The organism is Methylobacterium sp. Leaf104 (assembly GCF_001422885.1).
Classification (GTDB): domain Bacteria; phylum Pseudomonadota; class Alphaproteobacteria; order Rhizobiales; family Beijerinckiaceae; genus Methylobacterium.
This window is the reverse complement of record NZ_LMMZ01000039.1, coordinates 111,601-127,129: the sequence shown is the minus strand read 5'-3', so window position 1 is coordinate 127,129 and position 15,529 is coordinate 111,601. Positions and strand designations below refer to the sequence as shown.

12 protein-coding genes are annotated in these 15,529 nt (G+C 71.0%); 3 read left to right on the top strand and 9 right to left on the bottom strand.

Annotated features, from left to right (window positions below; genetic code table 11):
- Positions 1 to 34 precede the first annotated feature (34 nt).
- The 6 genes from ASF49_RS20280 to ASF49_RS20255 form a co-directional block, all read right to left on the bottom strand.
- On the bottom strand, positions 35 to 1,420 hold the full coding sequence (locus ASF49_RS20280; RefSeq protein WP_056477413.1) for a Tad domain-containing protein: 1,386 nt from the start codon (positions 1,418 to 1,420) through the stop codon (positions 35 to 37).
- 89 nt (positions 1,421 to 1,509) lie between these two features.
- Positions 1,510 to 2,583, bottom strand: a complete 1,074-nt coding sequence (locus tag ASF49_RS20275; protein ID WP_056477411.1) for an HD domain-containing phosphohydrolase — start codon at positions 2,581 to 2,583, stop codon at positions 1,510 to 1,512.
- Positions 2,584 to 2,823: 240 nt separating this feature from the next.
- Complete coding sequence (gene fdhF, locus ASF49_RS20270; RefSeq protein WP_056477409.1) at positions 2,824 to 5,790, bottom strand: formate dehydrogenase subunit alpha; 2,967 nt, start codon at positions 5,788 to 5,790, stop codon at positions 2,824 to 2,826.
- Positions 5,791 to 5,894: 104 nt separating this feature from the next.
- Positions 5,895 to 7,613: an NAD(P)H-dependent oxidoreductase subunit E gene (locus ASF49_RS20265; RefSeq protein WP_056477407.1), complete on the bottom strand. Its 1,719-nt coding sequence runs from the start codon at positions 7,611 to 7,613 to the stop codon at positions 5,895 to 5,897.
- 110 nt (positions 7,614 to 7,723) lie between these two features.
- Positions 7,724 to 8,047, bottom strand: a complete 324-nt coding sequence (locus ASF49_RS20260) for a hypothetical protein (protein ID WP_056477405.1) — start codon at positions 8,045 to 8,047, stop codon at positions 7,724 to 7,726.
- 63 nt (positions 8,048 to 8,110) lie between these two features.
- Complete coding sequence (locus ASF49_RS20255; protein ID WP_056477403.1) at positions 8,111 to 9,049, bottom strand: 2-hydroxyacid dehydrogenase; 939 nt, start codon at positions 9,047 to 9,049, stop codon at positions 8,111 to 8,113.
- Positions 9,050 to 9,184: 135 nt separating this feature from the next.
- Between ASF49_RS20255 and ASF49_RS20250 the strand changes: the two genes are divergently transcribed.
- The gene (locus ASF49_RS20250; RefSeq protein ID WP_082511442.1) at positions 9,185 to 10,774 is read left to right on the top strand and encodes an amidase family protein; all 1,590 of its coding nucleotides are present in this window, start codon (positions 9,185 to 9,187) and stop codon (positions 10,772 to 10,774) included.
- Here the strand turns inward: ASF49_RS20250 and ASF49_RS20245 are convergent, their stop codons facing one another.
- The 3 genes from ASF49_RS20245 to ASF49_RS20235 all read right to left on the bottom strand — a co-directional run bounded on the left by ASF49_RS20245 (position 10,775) and on the right by ASF49_RS20235 (position 12,467).
- Positions 10,775 to 11,401 (bottom strand): DNA-3-methyladenine glycosylase family protein, encoded by a 627-nt coding sequence (locus tag ASF49_RS20245; RefSeq protein ID WP_056477401.1) that lies wholly within the window; start codon positions 11,399 to 11,401, stop codon positions 10,775 to 10,777.
- A gap of 62 nt (positions 11,402 to 11,463) precedes the next feature.
- Positions 11,464 to 11,736: a hypothetical protein gene (locus tag ASF49_RS20240; RefSeq protein ID WP_056477399.1), complete on the bottom strand. Its 273-nt coding sequence runs from the start codon at positions 11,734 to 11,736 to the stop codon at positions 11,464 to 11,466.
- 353 nt (positions 11,737 to 12,089) lie between these two features.
- Entirely contained in the window at positions 12,090 to 12,467 is a 378-nt protein-coding gene (locus ASF49_RS20235) for a winged helix-turn-helix transcriptional regulator (RefSeq protein WP_056477397.1), read from the bottom strand.
- 97 nt (positions 12,468 to 12,564) lie between these two features.
- Here ASF49_RS20235 and ASF49_RS20230 point away from each other — a divergent pair, with 97 nt between their 5' ends.
- The gene (locus ASF49_RS20230; RefSeq protein ID WP_056477395.1) at positions 12,565 to 13,629 is read left to right on the top strand and encodes an SDR family oxidoreductase; all 1,065 of its coding nucleotides are present in this window, start codon (positions 12,565 to 12,567) and stop codon (positions 13,627 to 13,629) included.
- Between the two features lie 178 nt (positions 13,630 to 13,807).
- A complete protein-coding gene (locus tag ASF49_RS20225) occupies positions 13,808 to 15,427 on the top strand; it encodes a gamma-glutamyltransferase family protein (protein ID WP_056477393.1) in 1,620 nt (539 codons plus the stop codon).
- Positions 15,428 to 15,529: the final 102 nt, after the last annotated feature.

Genomic DNA, 15,529 nt, shown 5'->3' with positions numbered 1-15,529 from the left:
GCTCGCGCGGCGCCGCCCGTCGGCCGACCCTGGCCTATTGCGTGAGCTGCGTGTCGGCGGAGCTCGGGCCGACGCCGGCCGGCACCGGCACGTCGGTGCTGCCGTAGCGGGCGTTCAGCATCAGGTTGGGGCCGTCGTAGAGGTTGATCGTCCGGGCGATGATCACCGTGTAGGCCGACTGATCCGCGACCGGCTTCTTGGAATCGATGATCAGGCGCCCGAGGGGCAGGTAGATCGTCCCCAGGAGCGTGCGGGCGTTGTCGCTGATGATCCGGTACTCGCGCAGGGCGACGAAGCCGCCCGGGGCGGGCTTGGCCTTGCCCTTTCCGCCGAGCGGCAGGGGCAGGATGGCGGGGATCGTGGCGTTGCGGTCCTCGAAGAACAGCAGTCCGGCCAGCAGGCCGTCCTTCGGCGCGGTGAGGCTGACGGTGCTCTTCTCGTCGAAGAGCAGGCCGCCGCGCACGCCGGTAAAGTAGAAACCGGTGTTGACGCCGCTCAGGCTACCGCCCTTGTCGACCACGAGGGGGCCGTCCTTGAGGATGTAGATCCCGGGCTGCAGCGTGACGACGGCGCCCTTGGTGACGTGAAGGCCGCCGCAATAGGTGCCGGGCTGCAGGGTCACCGTCCCGCTGACGACGTTGACGCCGTAGGTCGGGTCGTCGATGCCGTCGATGAACTTCTTCGGATCGACGAAGAAGCCGAGGCTGATGCACGAGCCCGGCGCAGGACCTTGCCGGTCGATCAGCGGATCGCGCAGGGCGGGGCAGCCGGTGGCGGGCGGCGGCGTGAAGTTCGCGCCCGAGCCGGAATAGCCGCCGGCCGAGCAGGTGGAGAGGGCGGTGGCCACCGCGGCGTTCTCGCCCTGGATGCCCTCGGGGTTGGCGGAGTTCGAATAGAGCGAGCAGTCGGTGGCGGTGATGCGGGCCGCGCTCTCCAGGTGGAAGGCGCCCATCGCCTGGCGGTCGAGGGCGAGCAGGCACAGCCGGGTGGTGCCGGCGAGCTTCGCCGTCGAGGAGACGCTGACCTCCAGGCTCGGGACGTTGAGGAGCTTGCCGAAGGACAGGGCGACCTGCTCGGTGAGCGTGAGGCGGACGCCGGAATGGTTGTTGAGGACTTCGGCCGTCACGGCCGGGGGCGCCGCGCTGCCGCTGCGGGCCTGGGCCAGGGCCATGGTCTTGGCCGTGCGGATCGCCGCCGCATCGTCGGCATTGGCGAGCTTGAACTGGTTGACGCCCGCGATGCTGCCGCTGTCGGCGGCGCGCTGGAGCTCCGCCCGCCGCTTCACCAGGGAGGCGTAGTCGATGGCCACGGCGCTCAGGCCGGTCAGGATCGGGAACATCAGCGCGACGATCACGAGGACGCCGCCGCTCCGGTCGCGCCTCAGCCGGTCGAGAAGGAGAAGAACGTTGCCGAATGTCATGGCGCCGTCATGTCTTGAGCCGGGTTTCCAAGGGCTGAAGCCGTTCGTCGCAAATCCCGCACAGCCCGCACGGAGCGGGGGACCGCGCGTCAGGATGCGCGCCGAACCGCGCCGGAAGCCCCGTTCCCGCCCGCCGCCGCGCCGGCCTGCAGGGACGGCTGGCCGTGCGCCCGGAGGAAGGCGTCGACGCAGCGCGGGTCGAAATGCGTGCCCGCCTGTTCCCGCAGGTAGGCGAAGGCCTCGCCTTGCGACCAGGCCTGCTTGTAGGGACGGTTCGAGGTCAGCGCATCGAACACGTCGGCGACGGCGACGATGCGGCCGCAGAGGGGGATCGCCTCGCCGCGCAGGCCCCAGGGATAGCCGGTGCCGTCCCAGCGCTCGTGGTGGGTGGCGGCGATCTCCGCCGCGACCTGCACGAGGTGGGACGAGCTGCCCTCGAGGATGCGGCGCCCGCGCTCGGCGTGCAGCTCCATCTCGCTGCGCTCCACCGGCGTGAGCGGGCCGGGCTTGAGCAGGATCGCGTCGGGGACGCTGATCTTGCCGACATCGTGCATGGTGGAGGCGAGGCTGAGTTCGCGGATCTCCGCCTCGGGGAGCCCGAGGGCCCGGGCCGTCAGGGTGACGTAGGCGGCCACCCGGGCGACGTGGTCGCCGGTCTCGGTGTCGCGGTGCTCGGCCGCCTTCATCAGCATCGTGACGATCTCGCGCTCCCGCGCCTCGATCACCGCGGTGGCGGCCTTGACCTCGCGGTCGAGCCAGGCGGCGCGGTCGCGCTGCTCCAGGCGCGCCCGGTTGAGGGCCAGGAGGTTGGTGACCCGCGCCCGGACCTCGGAGGCCTCGAAGGGCTTGCCGATGAAGTCGGTGACGCCGCGCTCGAGCGCCTCGCGGCGCAGTTCGCGCGCGTTCATGCTCGTCACCATGACGAAGGGCACGTGCGCGAAGCCCGGCACCGCCTGGGCGGCCTTCAGGAAGGCGAGGCCGTTCATCCCCGGCATGTCGAAATCCGAGATCGCGACCCCGATCGCCTCGGCCTGCGCGCGGACGAAGGCCAGGGCCTGAGCAGGCTCGGTGAATGCCACCGTCTCGCAGCCCGGCAGGCCGCGAATGGCTTCGCCCATCAGGACGTTGTTCAGCGGGTCGTCGTCGAGGATCAGAACATACATCAAAACTCAACCATCAGACGCGCGCCCTAACCTCGATTTATGGGGCATGCTTCTCTACAAAAGGTTGAGATGACCTTAGCACTGTATTGGGACCTGTGCCTTTCGCGGCTCCCTTGTGCCCTGTTCCATCTCTGCCTGTTCCTGGGATGCGCACCACAGGTCCGAATGGAAAGGGGCCGGATACGAGGCGCGTGCGCCCCGCATCCGGCCCCCAGGCCGTGTCACCGGGAACGGATCGCCCTACTCGGCGGCGATCTGGCTGGGCCGGACCGCCTCGACGCGGGCGGCGCAGAACTTGAACTCCGGGATCTTGCCCATGGGGTCGAGGGCCGGGTTGGTCAGGAGGTTGGCCGCCGCCTCGGCGTAGCAGAACGGCATGAAGATCATGCCCACCGGCACGTCGCGGTCGGACCGGACCTTGAGCTCCACCGCGCCGCGGCGGGTCTCCAGGCGCATGGTGTCGCCCGGTTCCAGGCCGAGGCGGTAGAGCTCCCGCGGCGCCATGAAGGCCACGGCCTCCGGCTCCAGGGCGTCGAGCACGCCCGAGCGCCGGGTCATCGATCCGGTGTGCCAGTGCTCCAGCACCCGCCCCGTCGACAGCACCATCGGAAACTCGGCGTCGGGCACCTCGTCCGGCGGCACGACGTTGGCCGGGACGATCTTGGCCCGCCCGCTCGCCGTCGGGAAGCCGGCATAGAAGATGATCTCGTTGCCGGGCTGGTCGGGACCGTCGACCGGGTAGGTCACGGCGCCCTCGCGCTCCAGCCGCTCCCAGGTGATGTTCTTCAGGGACGGCATCACCTGCGCCATCTCGGCGAAGATGTCGGCCGGGCCGGTATAGGTCCAGTCGAGCCCCAGGCGACGGGCGAGTTCCTGCAGGATCCACCAATCCTGGCGCGCGTCGCCGGGCGGCGGCACCACCGGCTTGGCGATCTGCACGCGCCGGTCGGTGTTGGTGAAGCTGCCCGCCTTCTCGGCGAAGGCCGAGGCCGGCAGCACCACGTCCGCGTGGAAGGCGGTCTCGGTCAGGAACAGGTCCTGCACCACGAGGTGGTCGAGCATCGCCAGGGCATGGCGGGCGTGGTTGAGGTCGGGGTCCGACATCGCCGGGTTCTCGCCCTCGACGAACATGCCCTTGATCTCGCCCGCATGGATGGCGCGCATGATCTCGACCACCGTGAGGCCGTTCTTCGGATCGAGGGACTGGCCCCAGAACGTCTCGAACAGGTCGCGGACGGTCTCGTTCTCCACCGACTGGTAGTCCGGATAGACCATCGGGATCAGGCCGGCATCGGAGGCGCCCTGGACGTTGTTCTGGCCGCGCAGCGGGTGCAGGCCGGTGCCGGGGCGGCCGATCTGGCCGGTGGTCAGCGCCAGTGCGATCAGGCAGCGCGAGTTGTCGGTGCCGTGCACGTGCTGGCTGACGCCCATGCCCCAGAAGATGATCGAGGCGCGGGAGCGCGCATAGAGCCGGGCGACCTCGCGCAGGGTCTCCGCGTCGATGCCGCAGACCGGGGCCATCTTCTCCGGCGTGAACTCGACGATGCGCTCCCTCAAGGCCTCGAAGTTCTCGGTGTACCCGGCGATGTACTGCTCGTCGTAGAGCTTCTCCGTCACGATGACGTTGAGCATCGCGTTGAGCATCGACACGTCGGAGCCGGGCTTGAAGGCGAGGTGCTTGTAGGCGTGCCGCGACAGGACCTGCCGGCGCGGATCCATGATGATCAGCTTGGCGCCGCGCTCCTTGACCGCGTTCTTGATGAAGGTCGCGGCCACGGGGTGGTTCACCGTCGGGTTGGCGCCGATGATGACGATGACCTCGGCGTCGAGGGCCGCCGCGAACGGGGCCGAGACCGCGCCCGAGTTCAGGCCCTCCATCAGGGCCGCCACGGAGGAGGCGTGGCAGAGCCGCGTGCAATGGTCGACGTTGTTCGAGCCGAAGCCGAGGCGCACCAGCTTCTGGAAGAGGTAGGCCTCCTCGTTCGAGCCCTTGGCCGAGCCGAAGCCCGCCAGGGCCTTGCGGCCGACGGTGTCGCGGATGTGCTTGAGGCCGCCGGCGGCGCGCTCCAGCGCCTCCTCCCAGGTCGCTTCGCGGAAATGGGTCCAGGGATTGGCCGGATCGACCTGGTCGTTGGCGTCCTTGGCCACGTTGTCGAGGCGGATCAGGGGCTTGGTCAGCCGGTGGGGGTGGTGGACGTAGTCGAAGCCGAAGCGGCCCTTCACGCAGAGGCGGTTCTGGTTGGCCGGCCCGTCACGCCCCTCGGCGTAGACGATCTTGTCGTCCTTGACCTTGTAGGAGACTTGGCAGCCGACGCCGCAATACGGGCAGAGGGAATCCACCTCGCGGTCGGGATAGACGGTGCGGGTCTGGCTGTCGTCGAGATAGGCCGCCGGCATCAGCGCGCCGGTCGGGCAGGCCTGGACGCACTCGCCGCAGGCGACGCAGGTCGACTGGCCCATCGGGTCGTCGAAGTCAAACACGGGCTTGGCGCTGGACGAGCGGTAGGCCATGCCGATGACGTCGTTCACCTGGACCTCGCGGCAGGCGCGGACGCAGAGGTTGCACTGGATGCAGGCATCGAGGTTCACCCGCATGGCCGGGTGGCTCCAGTCGCCCTCCCAGCGCTGGGCCGCCGGAAAGCGGCTCTCGGTGACCTCGACATGGTCGGCCTGCGCCCAGAAATGCGAGGTCGGATCGTGCGAGATCCCGCGGGCCGGCTGGTCGGCCACCAGGAGCTCCATCACCATGGCGCGCGCCTTGGTCGCGCGCTCCGAGGCCGACTTCACCTTCATGCCGACGCCCGGCACCCGCTTGCACGAGGCGGCGAGCACGCGCTCGCCCTCGATCTCGACCATGCAGGCGCGGCAATTGCCGTCCGGCCGGTAGCCCGGGGCGGGCTTGTGGCAGAGATGGGGGATGTGCGTGCCGAGGCGCTGGGCGACGGCCCAGATCGTCTCGCCGGGGGCGGCCTCGACCTGCTGCCCGTCGAACTCGAAGACGACGCCGGGGATGCCGGCCGGCATCTCCTTAAGGCCGAAGGTGCCGCTCGGGGCGGGGCCCGCCTGGCCGCCGGACTGGGCGCCCTCCGAATAGGTGCTCCCGGCGCCCGGGTTGGCGCCGTCCGCCTTGCCGCCCGCATCCTGCGGGCCGGTGGGCGTGGTGGCGTGGGCTCCGCCGAGCCCCGAGTTCTGTGTGCCGCTGCTCATGGTTCCGCTCCAGTCATGGTGCAGGAAAATCGGGGCGCCGGAAAACCGGGCTCGGTGCCGCCGCCGCCGGGGGCGGCCGCGCCGTCGGGTTCAGGATCGGATCGCTACTCGGCCGCGATCCGCTGCGGCGACGGGAAGAGGTCCGGGAAGTACTTGATTACGGTGGTGAGCGGGTTCGACGCCGCCTGGCCCAGGCCGCAGATCGAGGCGTCGCGCATGCATTGCGAGAGTTCACCGAGGAGATCGGTGTCCCACACGTCGTTCTCCATCATCACGCGCGCCTTCTGCGTGCCGGAGCGGCAGGGGGTGCACTGCCCGCAGGATTCGTCCTCGAAGAACCGCATCAGGTTCAGGGCCGCGCCGCGCACGTCGTCCTGGTCCGACAGCACGATGACCGCGGCCGAGCCGATGAAGCAGCCGTATTTCTCGAGCGTGCCGAAATCGAGGGGGATGTCGTCCATGCCGGCCGGCAGGATGCCGCCCGAGGCGCCGCCCGGCAGGTAGGCCGCGAAGCGGTGCCCGTCGCTGATGCCGCCGCAATATTCCTCGATCAGTTCGCGGATGGTGAGGCCGGCGGGGGCGAGCTTGACGCCCGGCTCCTTGACGCGCCCCGACACCGAATAGGAGCGCAGGCCGACCCGGCCGTTGCGGCCGTGGCCCTTCCACCAGTCGGCGCCCTTCTCGATCAGGTCCCTGACCCAGTAGAGCGTCTCGACGTTGTTGATCAGGGTCGGGCGGTTGAACAGGCCGACCTGGAACGGGAAGGGCGGCTTGTGCCGCGGCAGCCCGCGCTTGCCCTCCAGGGACTCGATCAGCGAGGATTCCTCGCCGCAGATATAGGCACCCGCACCCCGGCGCAGGTGGATGCGCGGGCCGCCGGCCGGGAGCTTCGCGATCTCGCGGGCCAGGATCTCGCGGGAGATCGGGTACTCGTCGCGCAGGTAGATGTAGACGTCGTCCGCCTCCACCACGTGGGCGCCGATCAGCATGCCCTCGAGGAAGCGGTGCGGATCGGCGTTGAGGTAGAGCTGGTCCTTGAAGGTGCCGGGCTCGCCCTCGTCGCCATTGACCGCCATGAGACGGGGGCCGGGCTCGCCGCGCACCGAGCGCCACTTGCGCCCCGTGGGGAAGCCGGCGCCGCCGAGCCCGCGCAGGCCGCCGTCGTCGAGCACTTGCAGGATCGCGTCGACGCTGAGCTCGCCCGAGCGCAGCCGGTCGAGGACCGCGTAGCCGCCGCCGGCCCGGTAGGCATCGTAGTCCGGATAGGCCGGCAGGTGGGCGTGGGTGTCGCCGGCCTCGACCGCCGCCTTGACGCTGGCGACGTCGGCCTTGTGCAGGAAGTTGTGGCCGACCTCGACCGCAGGGGCGTGGTCGCACAGGCCGACGCAGGGCGCGCGCACGACGCGGACGCCGCTGCCGAGGGTCTCGCGCAGGGCCTCCATCAGGGGCTCGGCGCCGAACATCGCGCAGGTGAGGCTGTCGCAGACGCGCACGGTGAGCGCCGGCAGGTCGGCCTCGCCGTCCTTCAGCACGTCGAAATGCGCGTAGAACGTCGCCGTCTCGAAGACCTCGGCGAAGGCCAGACCCATCTCGTCGGCCAGGGCCGCGAGATGGGCGGCGCTGATCTGCCCGTAGGTGTCCTGGACGAGGTGGAGGTGCTCGATCAGCAGGTCGCGCTGCCGCGACCGGTCGCCCAGCAGGCGCTCGATCTCGACCTTGGCCACGGGCTCGACCTGCCGTCCCTTGGGGACGGGCCGGGCCCGATTGCGTCCCTTGCCGGGATGGTCGAAGCGGCGAACCTCGCCGATGTCATGCGCGCTCATGCGATCATCCTACCCCTTTGGTATTCAAAATACCAGATTCTGCGCAGTGTTCTTATAGGCCTCCCCTTAGCAGCACATCATAAAAATTCGGAAGTGAATTTGGTCGCGCCTCACTGCCCGCCATAGGCGCGCAGCGGACGTCCCGCCTCCGAACGCTGGACGAAGGCCGGTCTTCCGTTCGCCGGCAGCTCCGCGAGTCTTGGACCGACCACGGCACCGAGCTCGAGTTCGAACGCATCGAGGCCTTCGTTGGCCCGTTTCACTGCGTCGGCATCGAGGGATGCTGCGTGCGGGCGGTCGAGGCCGGCTCGGCGTAACGTCTCGCGCACTGCGTCGAGCAGGTCCGGCGTCAGGGGCGGGGCCGCCTCGTCGGCGTAGCCGCGCGCCACCAGTTCGGCCCAGTCGGCCGGGGAAGAGGTCTGAGTTTCGGTCATCGATGCGGCTCCAAGTCGCGACTGTCGGAACACCAACGCGCGACGCGGCCTTTCCGCCGCGCGTCAGTAGCCGCGCATCCGGTCGAGGCCGGCGGGCGCCCGGCCCGTCCGCCGGAACTCGGCCACGGCGTCGGCGACGATGGCGGCGGCCGAGGCCATGTCCGTCGGTGCCGCGACGTGGGGCAGGATCGTGATCCCGGGATGCGCCCACAGGCGGTGTTCCGGCGGCAGGGGCTCTTCAGGGAAGACGTCGAGGATCGCGTGGCCGAGGGCGCCCGCTTCCAGGGCGGCGAGGAGGTCGTCCTCGACGAGGTGGGCGCCGCGCCCGAAATTCACCAGGGCCGCGCCGGGTGGCAGCCGCCGGAAGGTGTCCGCAGCGAGGATGCCGCGGGTGTCCGGCGTCAGGGGCAGCAGGTTGACCAGGATGTCCGCCGCCGCGAGGCTCCGCGCCAAGCCCTCGGGACCGCAGGCGACCGGGAGGGTTCCGTGCGGGGTCCCGGACCGGCTCCAGGCCCGGACGGGGAAGCCGATGGCGCGGAGCAGATCCGCCGCGGCGCGGCCCATCTCCCCGAGGCCGAGGATCGTCACGCAGCGCGCGCTCGCCGGGCGGACCGGGTGCTGGCGCCACATCCCCGTCCGCTGCTGCGCCGCGTAGCGCGGGAAATCGCGGTGGAGGGACAGCACCGCCGCCGCCACCGCCTCCGCCATGGCCCGCGCCAGGGTCGGGTCGACGAGGCGCCGCACCGGCACGTCGGGCAGCGTGTCGTCCAGGACGAGCCGGTCGACGCCGGCCCACAGGCTCTGGATCCAGCGCAGGTTGGAAAGGCCGGCGAGGGCTCCCAGCGGCGGGTTCGCCACGATGGCGACCTCCGCCTCGGAGGCCTCGGCGCCGTCCGAGATCGTGAGAATGCGCTCATCCGGCATGGCCGCGCCGAGGGCGTCGCGCCAGCCGGCTTCCTCCGCGGCGGGGAGGCTGGTCACGAGAAGCAGAGGGGCCGGCATGGGATGGGATCTCCTCGGGGTCATCGTGCCGCGACGGGATCACCCCGCGACCCGGCCGGCGTCAACGGAGCGGCTTGACCTCCCTGGTATGAAGCATGCCTGATTGCGCGCCTCACCGGTCAGCGTCAGGATCCCATGTCCAAGCCCGCGCTCGTCTCCAAGCCCGCGCTCCTCGTCGCCCTCGCGACCCTGCTCACCCAGGCCGTGCCCGCCTCGGCGCAGAGCCAGGCCGCAGCGCCGTTCCGTGTCGAGGAGGCGACGATCGCCGGACTCCGCGAGGCGCTCGTCGCCGGGCGCATCACCTGTCGAGGTCTCGTCCAGGGCTATCTCGACCGCATCGCCGCCTACGACCAGGCCGGCCCGAAGCTCGCGGCGGTCCGGGCGGTGAACCCTCAGGCCCTGGCGCAGGCCGAGGCCTACGATGCGGACCGCGCGGCGGGTGCGGCCAAGCCCCTCGGCTGCGTGCCGCTGCTGCTGAAGGACAACTACAACACCGCCGAGCTGCCGACGACCGGCGGCTCGGCGGCCCTGGCGGGGGCGCAGCCGGCGCGGGACGCCACGTCGGTGGCTCGCCTGCGCGGCGCCGGCGCCATCGTGCTGGCCAAGGCGAACATGCAGGAACTCGCCCTCGGCGGCGTCTCGGTCAGTTCCCTGGGCGGCCAGGTCCGCAATCCCTACGACCTGACCCGCACGCCGGGCGGTTCCAGCGGCGGCGTCGGCGCGGGCATCGCCGCCGGCTTCGCCCTCGGGGGCCTCGGCAGCGACACCGTGAATTCGATCCGCTCGCCGGCCTCGGCCAACAACCTCGTGGGCCTGCGCGTCACGCAGGGGTTGATCAGCCTCGCGGGCATCATGCCGGTCTCGAAGACGCAGGACGCGATCGGCCCGATCACCCGAACGGTGGCGGATGCGGCGGCCCTGCTGCAGGTCATGGCCGGAACCGACCCGGCCGATCCGCTCACCGCCGCGGCGGCCGGCAAGGTCGCGCAGACCTACGCCGATGCGCTGAAGCCCGACGCCTTGAAGGGGGCGCGGCTCGGCGTCGTCACCGCCTTGTTCGGGACCAAGCCGGAGCATGCGGAGGTCAATGCCGTGATGCAGAGGGCGCTCGACGCCCTGGAGGCGGCGGGCGCCACCCTGGTGCGGATCGACGATCCGATCTTCGAGGCCGACGCCCTCAACCGCGAGGACGACGTCCAGACCTACGAGTTCAAGGCGCTGATGAACGGGTATCTCGCCACGATTCCCGACGCGCCGCACAAGGATCTCGCCGGCATCCTGGCCTCGGGCCAGTTCCACCGCGCCGCCCTCGAAAAGTTCCTGACGGCGGCCGAGGCGCGCCAGGACGGCATGGCCGAGCCCGAGTACAAGGCCCGCCTCGCGCGGATCGCCGACCTGAAGGCGCATGTCGCCGAGGTCTTCGCGGCCCAGACCCTCGACGCCCTGGTCTATCCGCTGCAGAAGCGGCTCGTGGTGCCGATCGGCGAACTCAACCAGGCGGATCGCAACGGGATCGTCGCCGGGCTGACGGGCTTTCCGGCCATCGACGTCCCGGCCGGGTTCTCGGCGGCCACGGAGACGGCGCCCGAAGGTGTGCCGGTGGGGATGGACCTGCTCGGCCGGCCCTGGAGCGAGGCGAAGCTCCTCGGACTCGCCTACGCGTTCGAGCAGGCGACGAAGCTGCGCCGCCCGCCGGCCAGCACCCCGGCGCTCGGCGCGCGCTGATCAGGCCGCCAGGGTCGGGGTCGGCACGAGATCCCGTACCCGCCACATCGCCCGCGCGAGATACGAGCGATAGGGCGCGAAGGGCAGGGCGCAGGCCTGCGTGTCGGTGCATCCGGTCAGGCGCCGAAGACTGCCGACGGCGGCGACGTCGCCGGCCGGCCAGATGTCCGGATCGCCGTAGTGGAAGATGCCGATCATGTCGGCGGTCCACTGACCAACGCCCTTGATGCTCCGCAGGATCGTCGAGCGTTCCGGGTGAGCAAGCGTGGCGAGGGTGGGGCCGAACAGACCCGCCTCGTCCGCCGCGCGGATCGCCAGCACGGCGCGCACCTTAGCGCCGGACAGGCCGCAGCCGCGCAGGGTCTCGGCATGCGCTTCGACGAAGAGATCGCGGGGCGTGAGCTTCTGCAGGAGGGCCGCCGCCTCGACGCGGCCCCAGATCGCCGCAGCGGCGCGAATCGAGAGCTGCTGATTGACGACCTCGAGGGCGAGGCGGTCAGCAACATGGGCGTGGGTCGGCGGATCGACCGGCACCGGTCCGATGCGCATCAGGGCGTCATGCAGGGACGCGGACACCCCCCGGGCGATGCCCAAGAGGTGGGTGTGCAGATCGGGGTCGGGCGTCATGCGGTCCGGTGGGGCCGGGCATCGAAAGGCCTCGGCCCCGAAACGGGGCCGAGGCGGTCGGTTCAGCGGTCGCGGCGCTCGCGCGTGATGGTGGTGCGCTCCTCGCGACGCTCGATCCGGTCGTCGCGGCGATCCGGGTCGACGCCGAGGACGCCGCCGACGGTGCCGGTGGCCGCGCCGACGGCGCCGCCGACCACGCCGCCGATCGGGCCGGCCGCACGGTTGCCGTCCTCAACGCCGCGCTCGGCGCCCCGGACGGTGCCCTGGGCCTGGGCCGTGCCGGCAAGCGCCACGGGGGTGAGCAGGAGGGCGGTGGCGATGACGAATGACTTCATGAGAGGGACCTCGCTTCGGTGATTCGGAATGGCCGGTCACGGCGTCGCGACCGGTTCGGCATGACCCATCAACGGCCGAGACGCGGAAAGGTCACAGAATTCGTTGGATCGGGCGCGGCAGGAGGTTGGGTGAGGCCGAACTCCGGCGCCCCGCTCCTTGCCGTCTCCGTCCGCGTGGTGGCACGATCTGGACGGCACCGCGATGACGTCGAAGACGGTCCGCGTCTCCGGCGCCCGGTCGGGGATCGCGTCGGCCGCGAGGCGCCGACCGACGGCGATGGCGCCGCCTCCATCCCTGGTCCCGATGCGGCCGGCCGCCTTGCCGGAGGCCCGTCGGTTCGGGGCGCCTCCCGTCAGCGTCGGGAGGTCGGCCGGTGCTTCAGGTCGTCGAGGGCGTCGGCATTGGCCCGGCCCCAGGCGTAGAGAAGCTCCACCGGCTCGACGAAGCGGTCGCCGAGCGGCGTGAGCCGGTACTCCACCGCCGGCGGCACCGTGCCGGCCACGTGCCGGGTGAGCAATCCGCTCGCCTCCATGTCCCGTAGGGTCTGGGTGAGCATCTTATTCGAGATCCCGGGCAGGCTCCGCTGGAGGATTCCGGTACGCGCGCAGCCGGCATGGCGGGCGTGCAGGGTGTGCAGCACCATGCTGGTCCACTTCGTCGCGAACAGTTCGAGCACCCGGCGCGGCGCACAATCCTCGCGCCAATCCGCGTCCACGCTCAGCCTCTCCATCGTGGTTACCTTCAGGTGCCTATGACCCCAATCGGTGCCGTCTGGTCAGGGGCGGACTGTCTCCATAGGTCGGTTCGAGATCAAGACGGAGACTTTCATGACCAGGACGGCCCTCATCGCCGGCGTCAGCGGCATCGTCGGCAACAATCTCGCCCGCCACCTCGTCTCGGAGGGCTGGTCCGTGGCCGGTCTCGCCCGGCGCCCACCGGCCGACCTGCCCGGCGTGACGCCGGTGGCCGCCGACCTGCTCGATCCCGAGAGCCTGCGCGCCGCGCTGGCGGAGATCCGGCCCACCGACGTCTTCATCACGACCTGGCTGCGCCAGGAGACTGAGGCCGAGAACATCCGGGTCAACGGCGCGATGGTGCGCAACCTCCTGGACGCCCTCCGGCCGAACGGCGGTGTGGAGCATGTCGGGCTGGTCACCGGGCTCAAGCACTATCTCGGGCCCTTCGAGGCCTACGGGAAGGGCACGCTGCCGGCGACGCCGTTCCGCGAGGACCAGGGGCGCCTCGACGTCGAGAACTTCTACTATGCGCAGGAGGACGAGGTCTTCGCCGCCGCCGCGCGGGACGGCTTCGGCTGGAGCGTGCACCGGCCCCACACCATCATCGGCTACGCGCTCGGCAACGCCATGAACATGGGCGTGACGCTGGCGGTCTATGCCAGCCTCTGCCGCGAGACCGGCCGTCCGTTCCGCTTCCCCGGCTCGGCCGTGCAGTGGAACGGGCTCACCGACATGACCGACGCGCGCATCCTGGCGCGCCAGCTCGCCTGGGCCGCGACCACGCCGGCGGCGCGCAACGAGGCCTTCAACATCGTCGACGGCGACGTCTTCCGCTGGAGCTGGATGTGGGGCCGGATCGCCGACTGGTTCGGCGTCGCGCCGGCGCCCTTCGACGGAACGGTCCTCCCGCTCGAGCAGCAGATGGACGGGGCCGCCCCGCTCTGGGCCGAGCTCGCCGCGCGGCACGGCCTCAAGGAGGCCGATCTCGGGCGCCTCGCCTCGGCCTGGCACACCGATGCGGATCTCGGCCGCCCGATCGAGGTCGTCACCGACATGAGCAAGAGCCGGCGCCTCGGCTTCCTCGACTACCAGGCCACCGACGACGCGTTCTTCGACCTGTTCGCGCGCCTGCGGGCCGAGCGGGTCATCCCCTGACGCGCGCCTCGTGCCGGGCCGCGGGACATCTCGGGTGACCGCGACGCCCCGCGGCGGGTCCCGCGACTTGCGGGGCTTGCGACTTGCGGGTCTTGCGACTTGCGGGTCTTGCGACTTGGCGGCCCGGCCGTTCGCCTCCATCATCGCCAGAGCCCTTCGATCCCGGGACCCCGATCCGATGAAGCCGTTCGACTGGACCACCGGCTACCCCACCGTGCGGATGCCGATCTTCGGCCGCAACATGGTCTCGACCTCGCACGCGCTCGCGGCCCAGGCCGGCATCCGCATGCTCTGGCAGGGCGGCAACGCGGTGGACGCCGCCATCGCCACGGCGGCGGCCAAGACCATCACCGAGCCCTGCAGCAACGGGCTCGGCTCGGATGCCTTCTGCATCCTGTGGGACGGCCGGCAGCTGCACGGGCTCAATGCCTCCGGCGGGGCGCCGGCGGCCTGGACCCCCGACTACTTCACCCGGAAATACGGTGCGGCCGAGCGCCCGCCGATGCGGGGCTGGGATTCCGTCACGGTACCGGGCGCCGTCGCGGCCTGGGTGGCCCTGAGCGAGCGCTTCGGAAAGCTGCCCTTCGCCGACCTCCTGCAGCCCGCCATCGACATCGCCGAGCGCGGCTACCTCGCGCCGGTGGTGGTGCAGCAGAAATGGGCGGCGGCCGCCCGGGTCGCGGACCTCGTGCGCCAGCCCGGTTTCGCCGAGACCTTCCTGCCCCACGGCCGCGCCCCGCATGTGGGCGAGCGCGTCACCCTGCCGGGCATCGCCCGGGCACTTCGGGCGATCGCGCAGACGAAGGGGCGCGCCTTCTACGAGGGCGAGATCGCGGAGGCCATGGCCCGGCACGCCGCGGCCCATGGGGGCGCCATGACGGTGGCGGACCTTTCCGCCTTCCGGCCCGAATGGGTGACGCCGACGGCCAAGGACTACCGGGGCTACACGCTCCACGAGATCCCGCCGAACGGGCAGGGCATCGCCGCCCAGATCGCCCTCGGCATCCTCGAATCCTTTGACCTCGCCGGCCTGCCGGTGGATGGGCCGGACGCGCAGCACCTGCAGATCGAGGCGATGAAGCTCGCCTTCGCCGACACCTATCGCTACGTCGCCGACGCCCGCGCCATGGCGGTGACCCCGGAGGCGATGCTCGACCCGGCCTATCTGGCGGCGCGCGCCAAGCTGATCGACCCGCGCCGTGCCCAGGACTTCGGCGCCGGCAATCCGGTCCGGGGCGGCACGATCTACCTCACGGCGGCCGACGAATCCGGCATGATGGTGAGCTTCATCCAGTCGAACTTCATGGGCTTCGGCTCCGGCGTGGTGGTGCCCGAATGGGGCCTCTCGCTGCAGAACCGCGGCTACGGCTTCGTGCTGGACGAAGCGAGCCCCAACGTGGTGGCACCGGGCAAGCGGCCCTTCCACACCATCATCCCGGGCTTCCTCACGCAGGGCGGGGCGCCCGTGATGAGCTTCGGCGTGATGGGCGGCAACATGCAGCCCCAGGGACACCTGCAGACCCTGGTGCGGATGATCGACCACGGCCAGAACCCGCAGGCCGCCTGCGACGCGCCGCGCTGGCGCTTCAATGCCGGGCTGGAGATCAACGCCGAGGCGACGCTGCCGGCCGCGACCCTGCAGGGCCTGGTGGAGCGCGGCCACCGCGTCGACGTGATCGAGGACAGCTACCAGGATTTCGGCGCCGGCCAGTTCATCTGGCGCATGGGCGATCCCGGCACCGAGGGCTATGTCGGCGCCAGCGATCCCAGGCGGGACGGGCAGGTCTCGGTCTGGTGAGGCCGGGTCGTTGCCAACCGGTCCGCTGGCACAGATAATGTATACACTTTTGGACGTGCCGACCGGATCGAACCTGCCGCGCGTCCCGCGCGGACGAGCGCC

Excerpts from the sequence above, each read along its gene's own strand:
- ASF49_RS20280 (WP_056477413.1), bottom strand. The coding sequence starts at position 1,420 with ATGACATTCGGCAACGTTCTTCTCCTTCTCGACCGGCTGAGGCGCGAC.
- ASF49_RS20275 (WP_056477411.1), bottom strand. The coding sequence starts at position 2,583 with ATGTATGTTCTGATCCTCGACGACGACCCGCTGAACAACGTCCTGATG.
- fdhF (WP_056477409.1), bottom strand. The coding sequence starts at position 5,790 with ATGAGCAGCGGCACACAGAACTCGGGGCTCGGCGGAGCCCACGCCACC.
- ASF49_RS20265 (WP_056477407.1), bottom strand. The coding sequence starts at position 7,613 with ATGAGCGCGCATGACATCGGCGAGGTTCGCCGCTTCGACCATCCCGGC.
- ASF49_RS20260 (WP_056477405.1), bottom strand. The coding sequence starts at position 8,047 with ATGACCGAAACTCAGACCTCTTCCCCGGCCGACTGGGCCGAACTGGTG.
- ASF49_RS20255 (WP_056477403.1), bottom strand. The coding sequence starts at position 9,049 with ATGCCGGCCCCTCTGCTTCTCGTGACCAGCCTCCCCGCCGCGGAGGAA.
- ASF49_RS20250 (WP_082511442.1), top strand. The coding sequence starts at position 9,185 with ATGTCCAAGCCCGCGCTCGTCTCCAAGCCCGCGCTCCTCGTCGCCCTC.
- ASF49_RS20245 (WP_056477401.1), bottom strand. The coding sequence starts at position 11,401 with ATGACGCCCGACCCCGATCTGCACACCCACCTCTTGGGCATCGCCCGG.
- ASF49_RS20240 (WP_056477399.1), bottom strand. The coding sequence starts at position 11,736 with ATGAAGTCATTCGTCATCGCCACCGCCCTCCTGCTCACCCCCGTGGCG.
- ASF49_RS20235 (WP_056477397.1), bottom strand. The coding sequence starts at position 12,467 with ATGGAGAGGCTGAGCGTGGACGCGGATTGGCGCGAGGATTGTGCGCCG.
- ASF49_RS20230 (WP_056477395.1), top strand. The coding sequence starts at position 12,565 with ATGACCAGGACGGCCCTCATCGCCGGCGTCAGCGGCATCGTCGGCAAC.
- ASF49_RS20225 (WP_056477393.1), top strand. The coding sequence starts at position 13,808 with ATGAAGCCGTTCGACTGGACCACCGGCTACCCCACCGTGCGGATGCCG.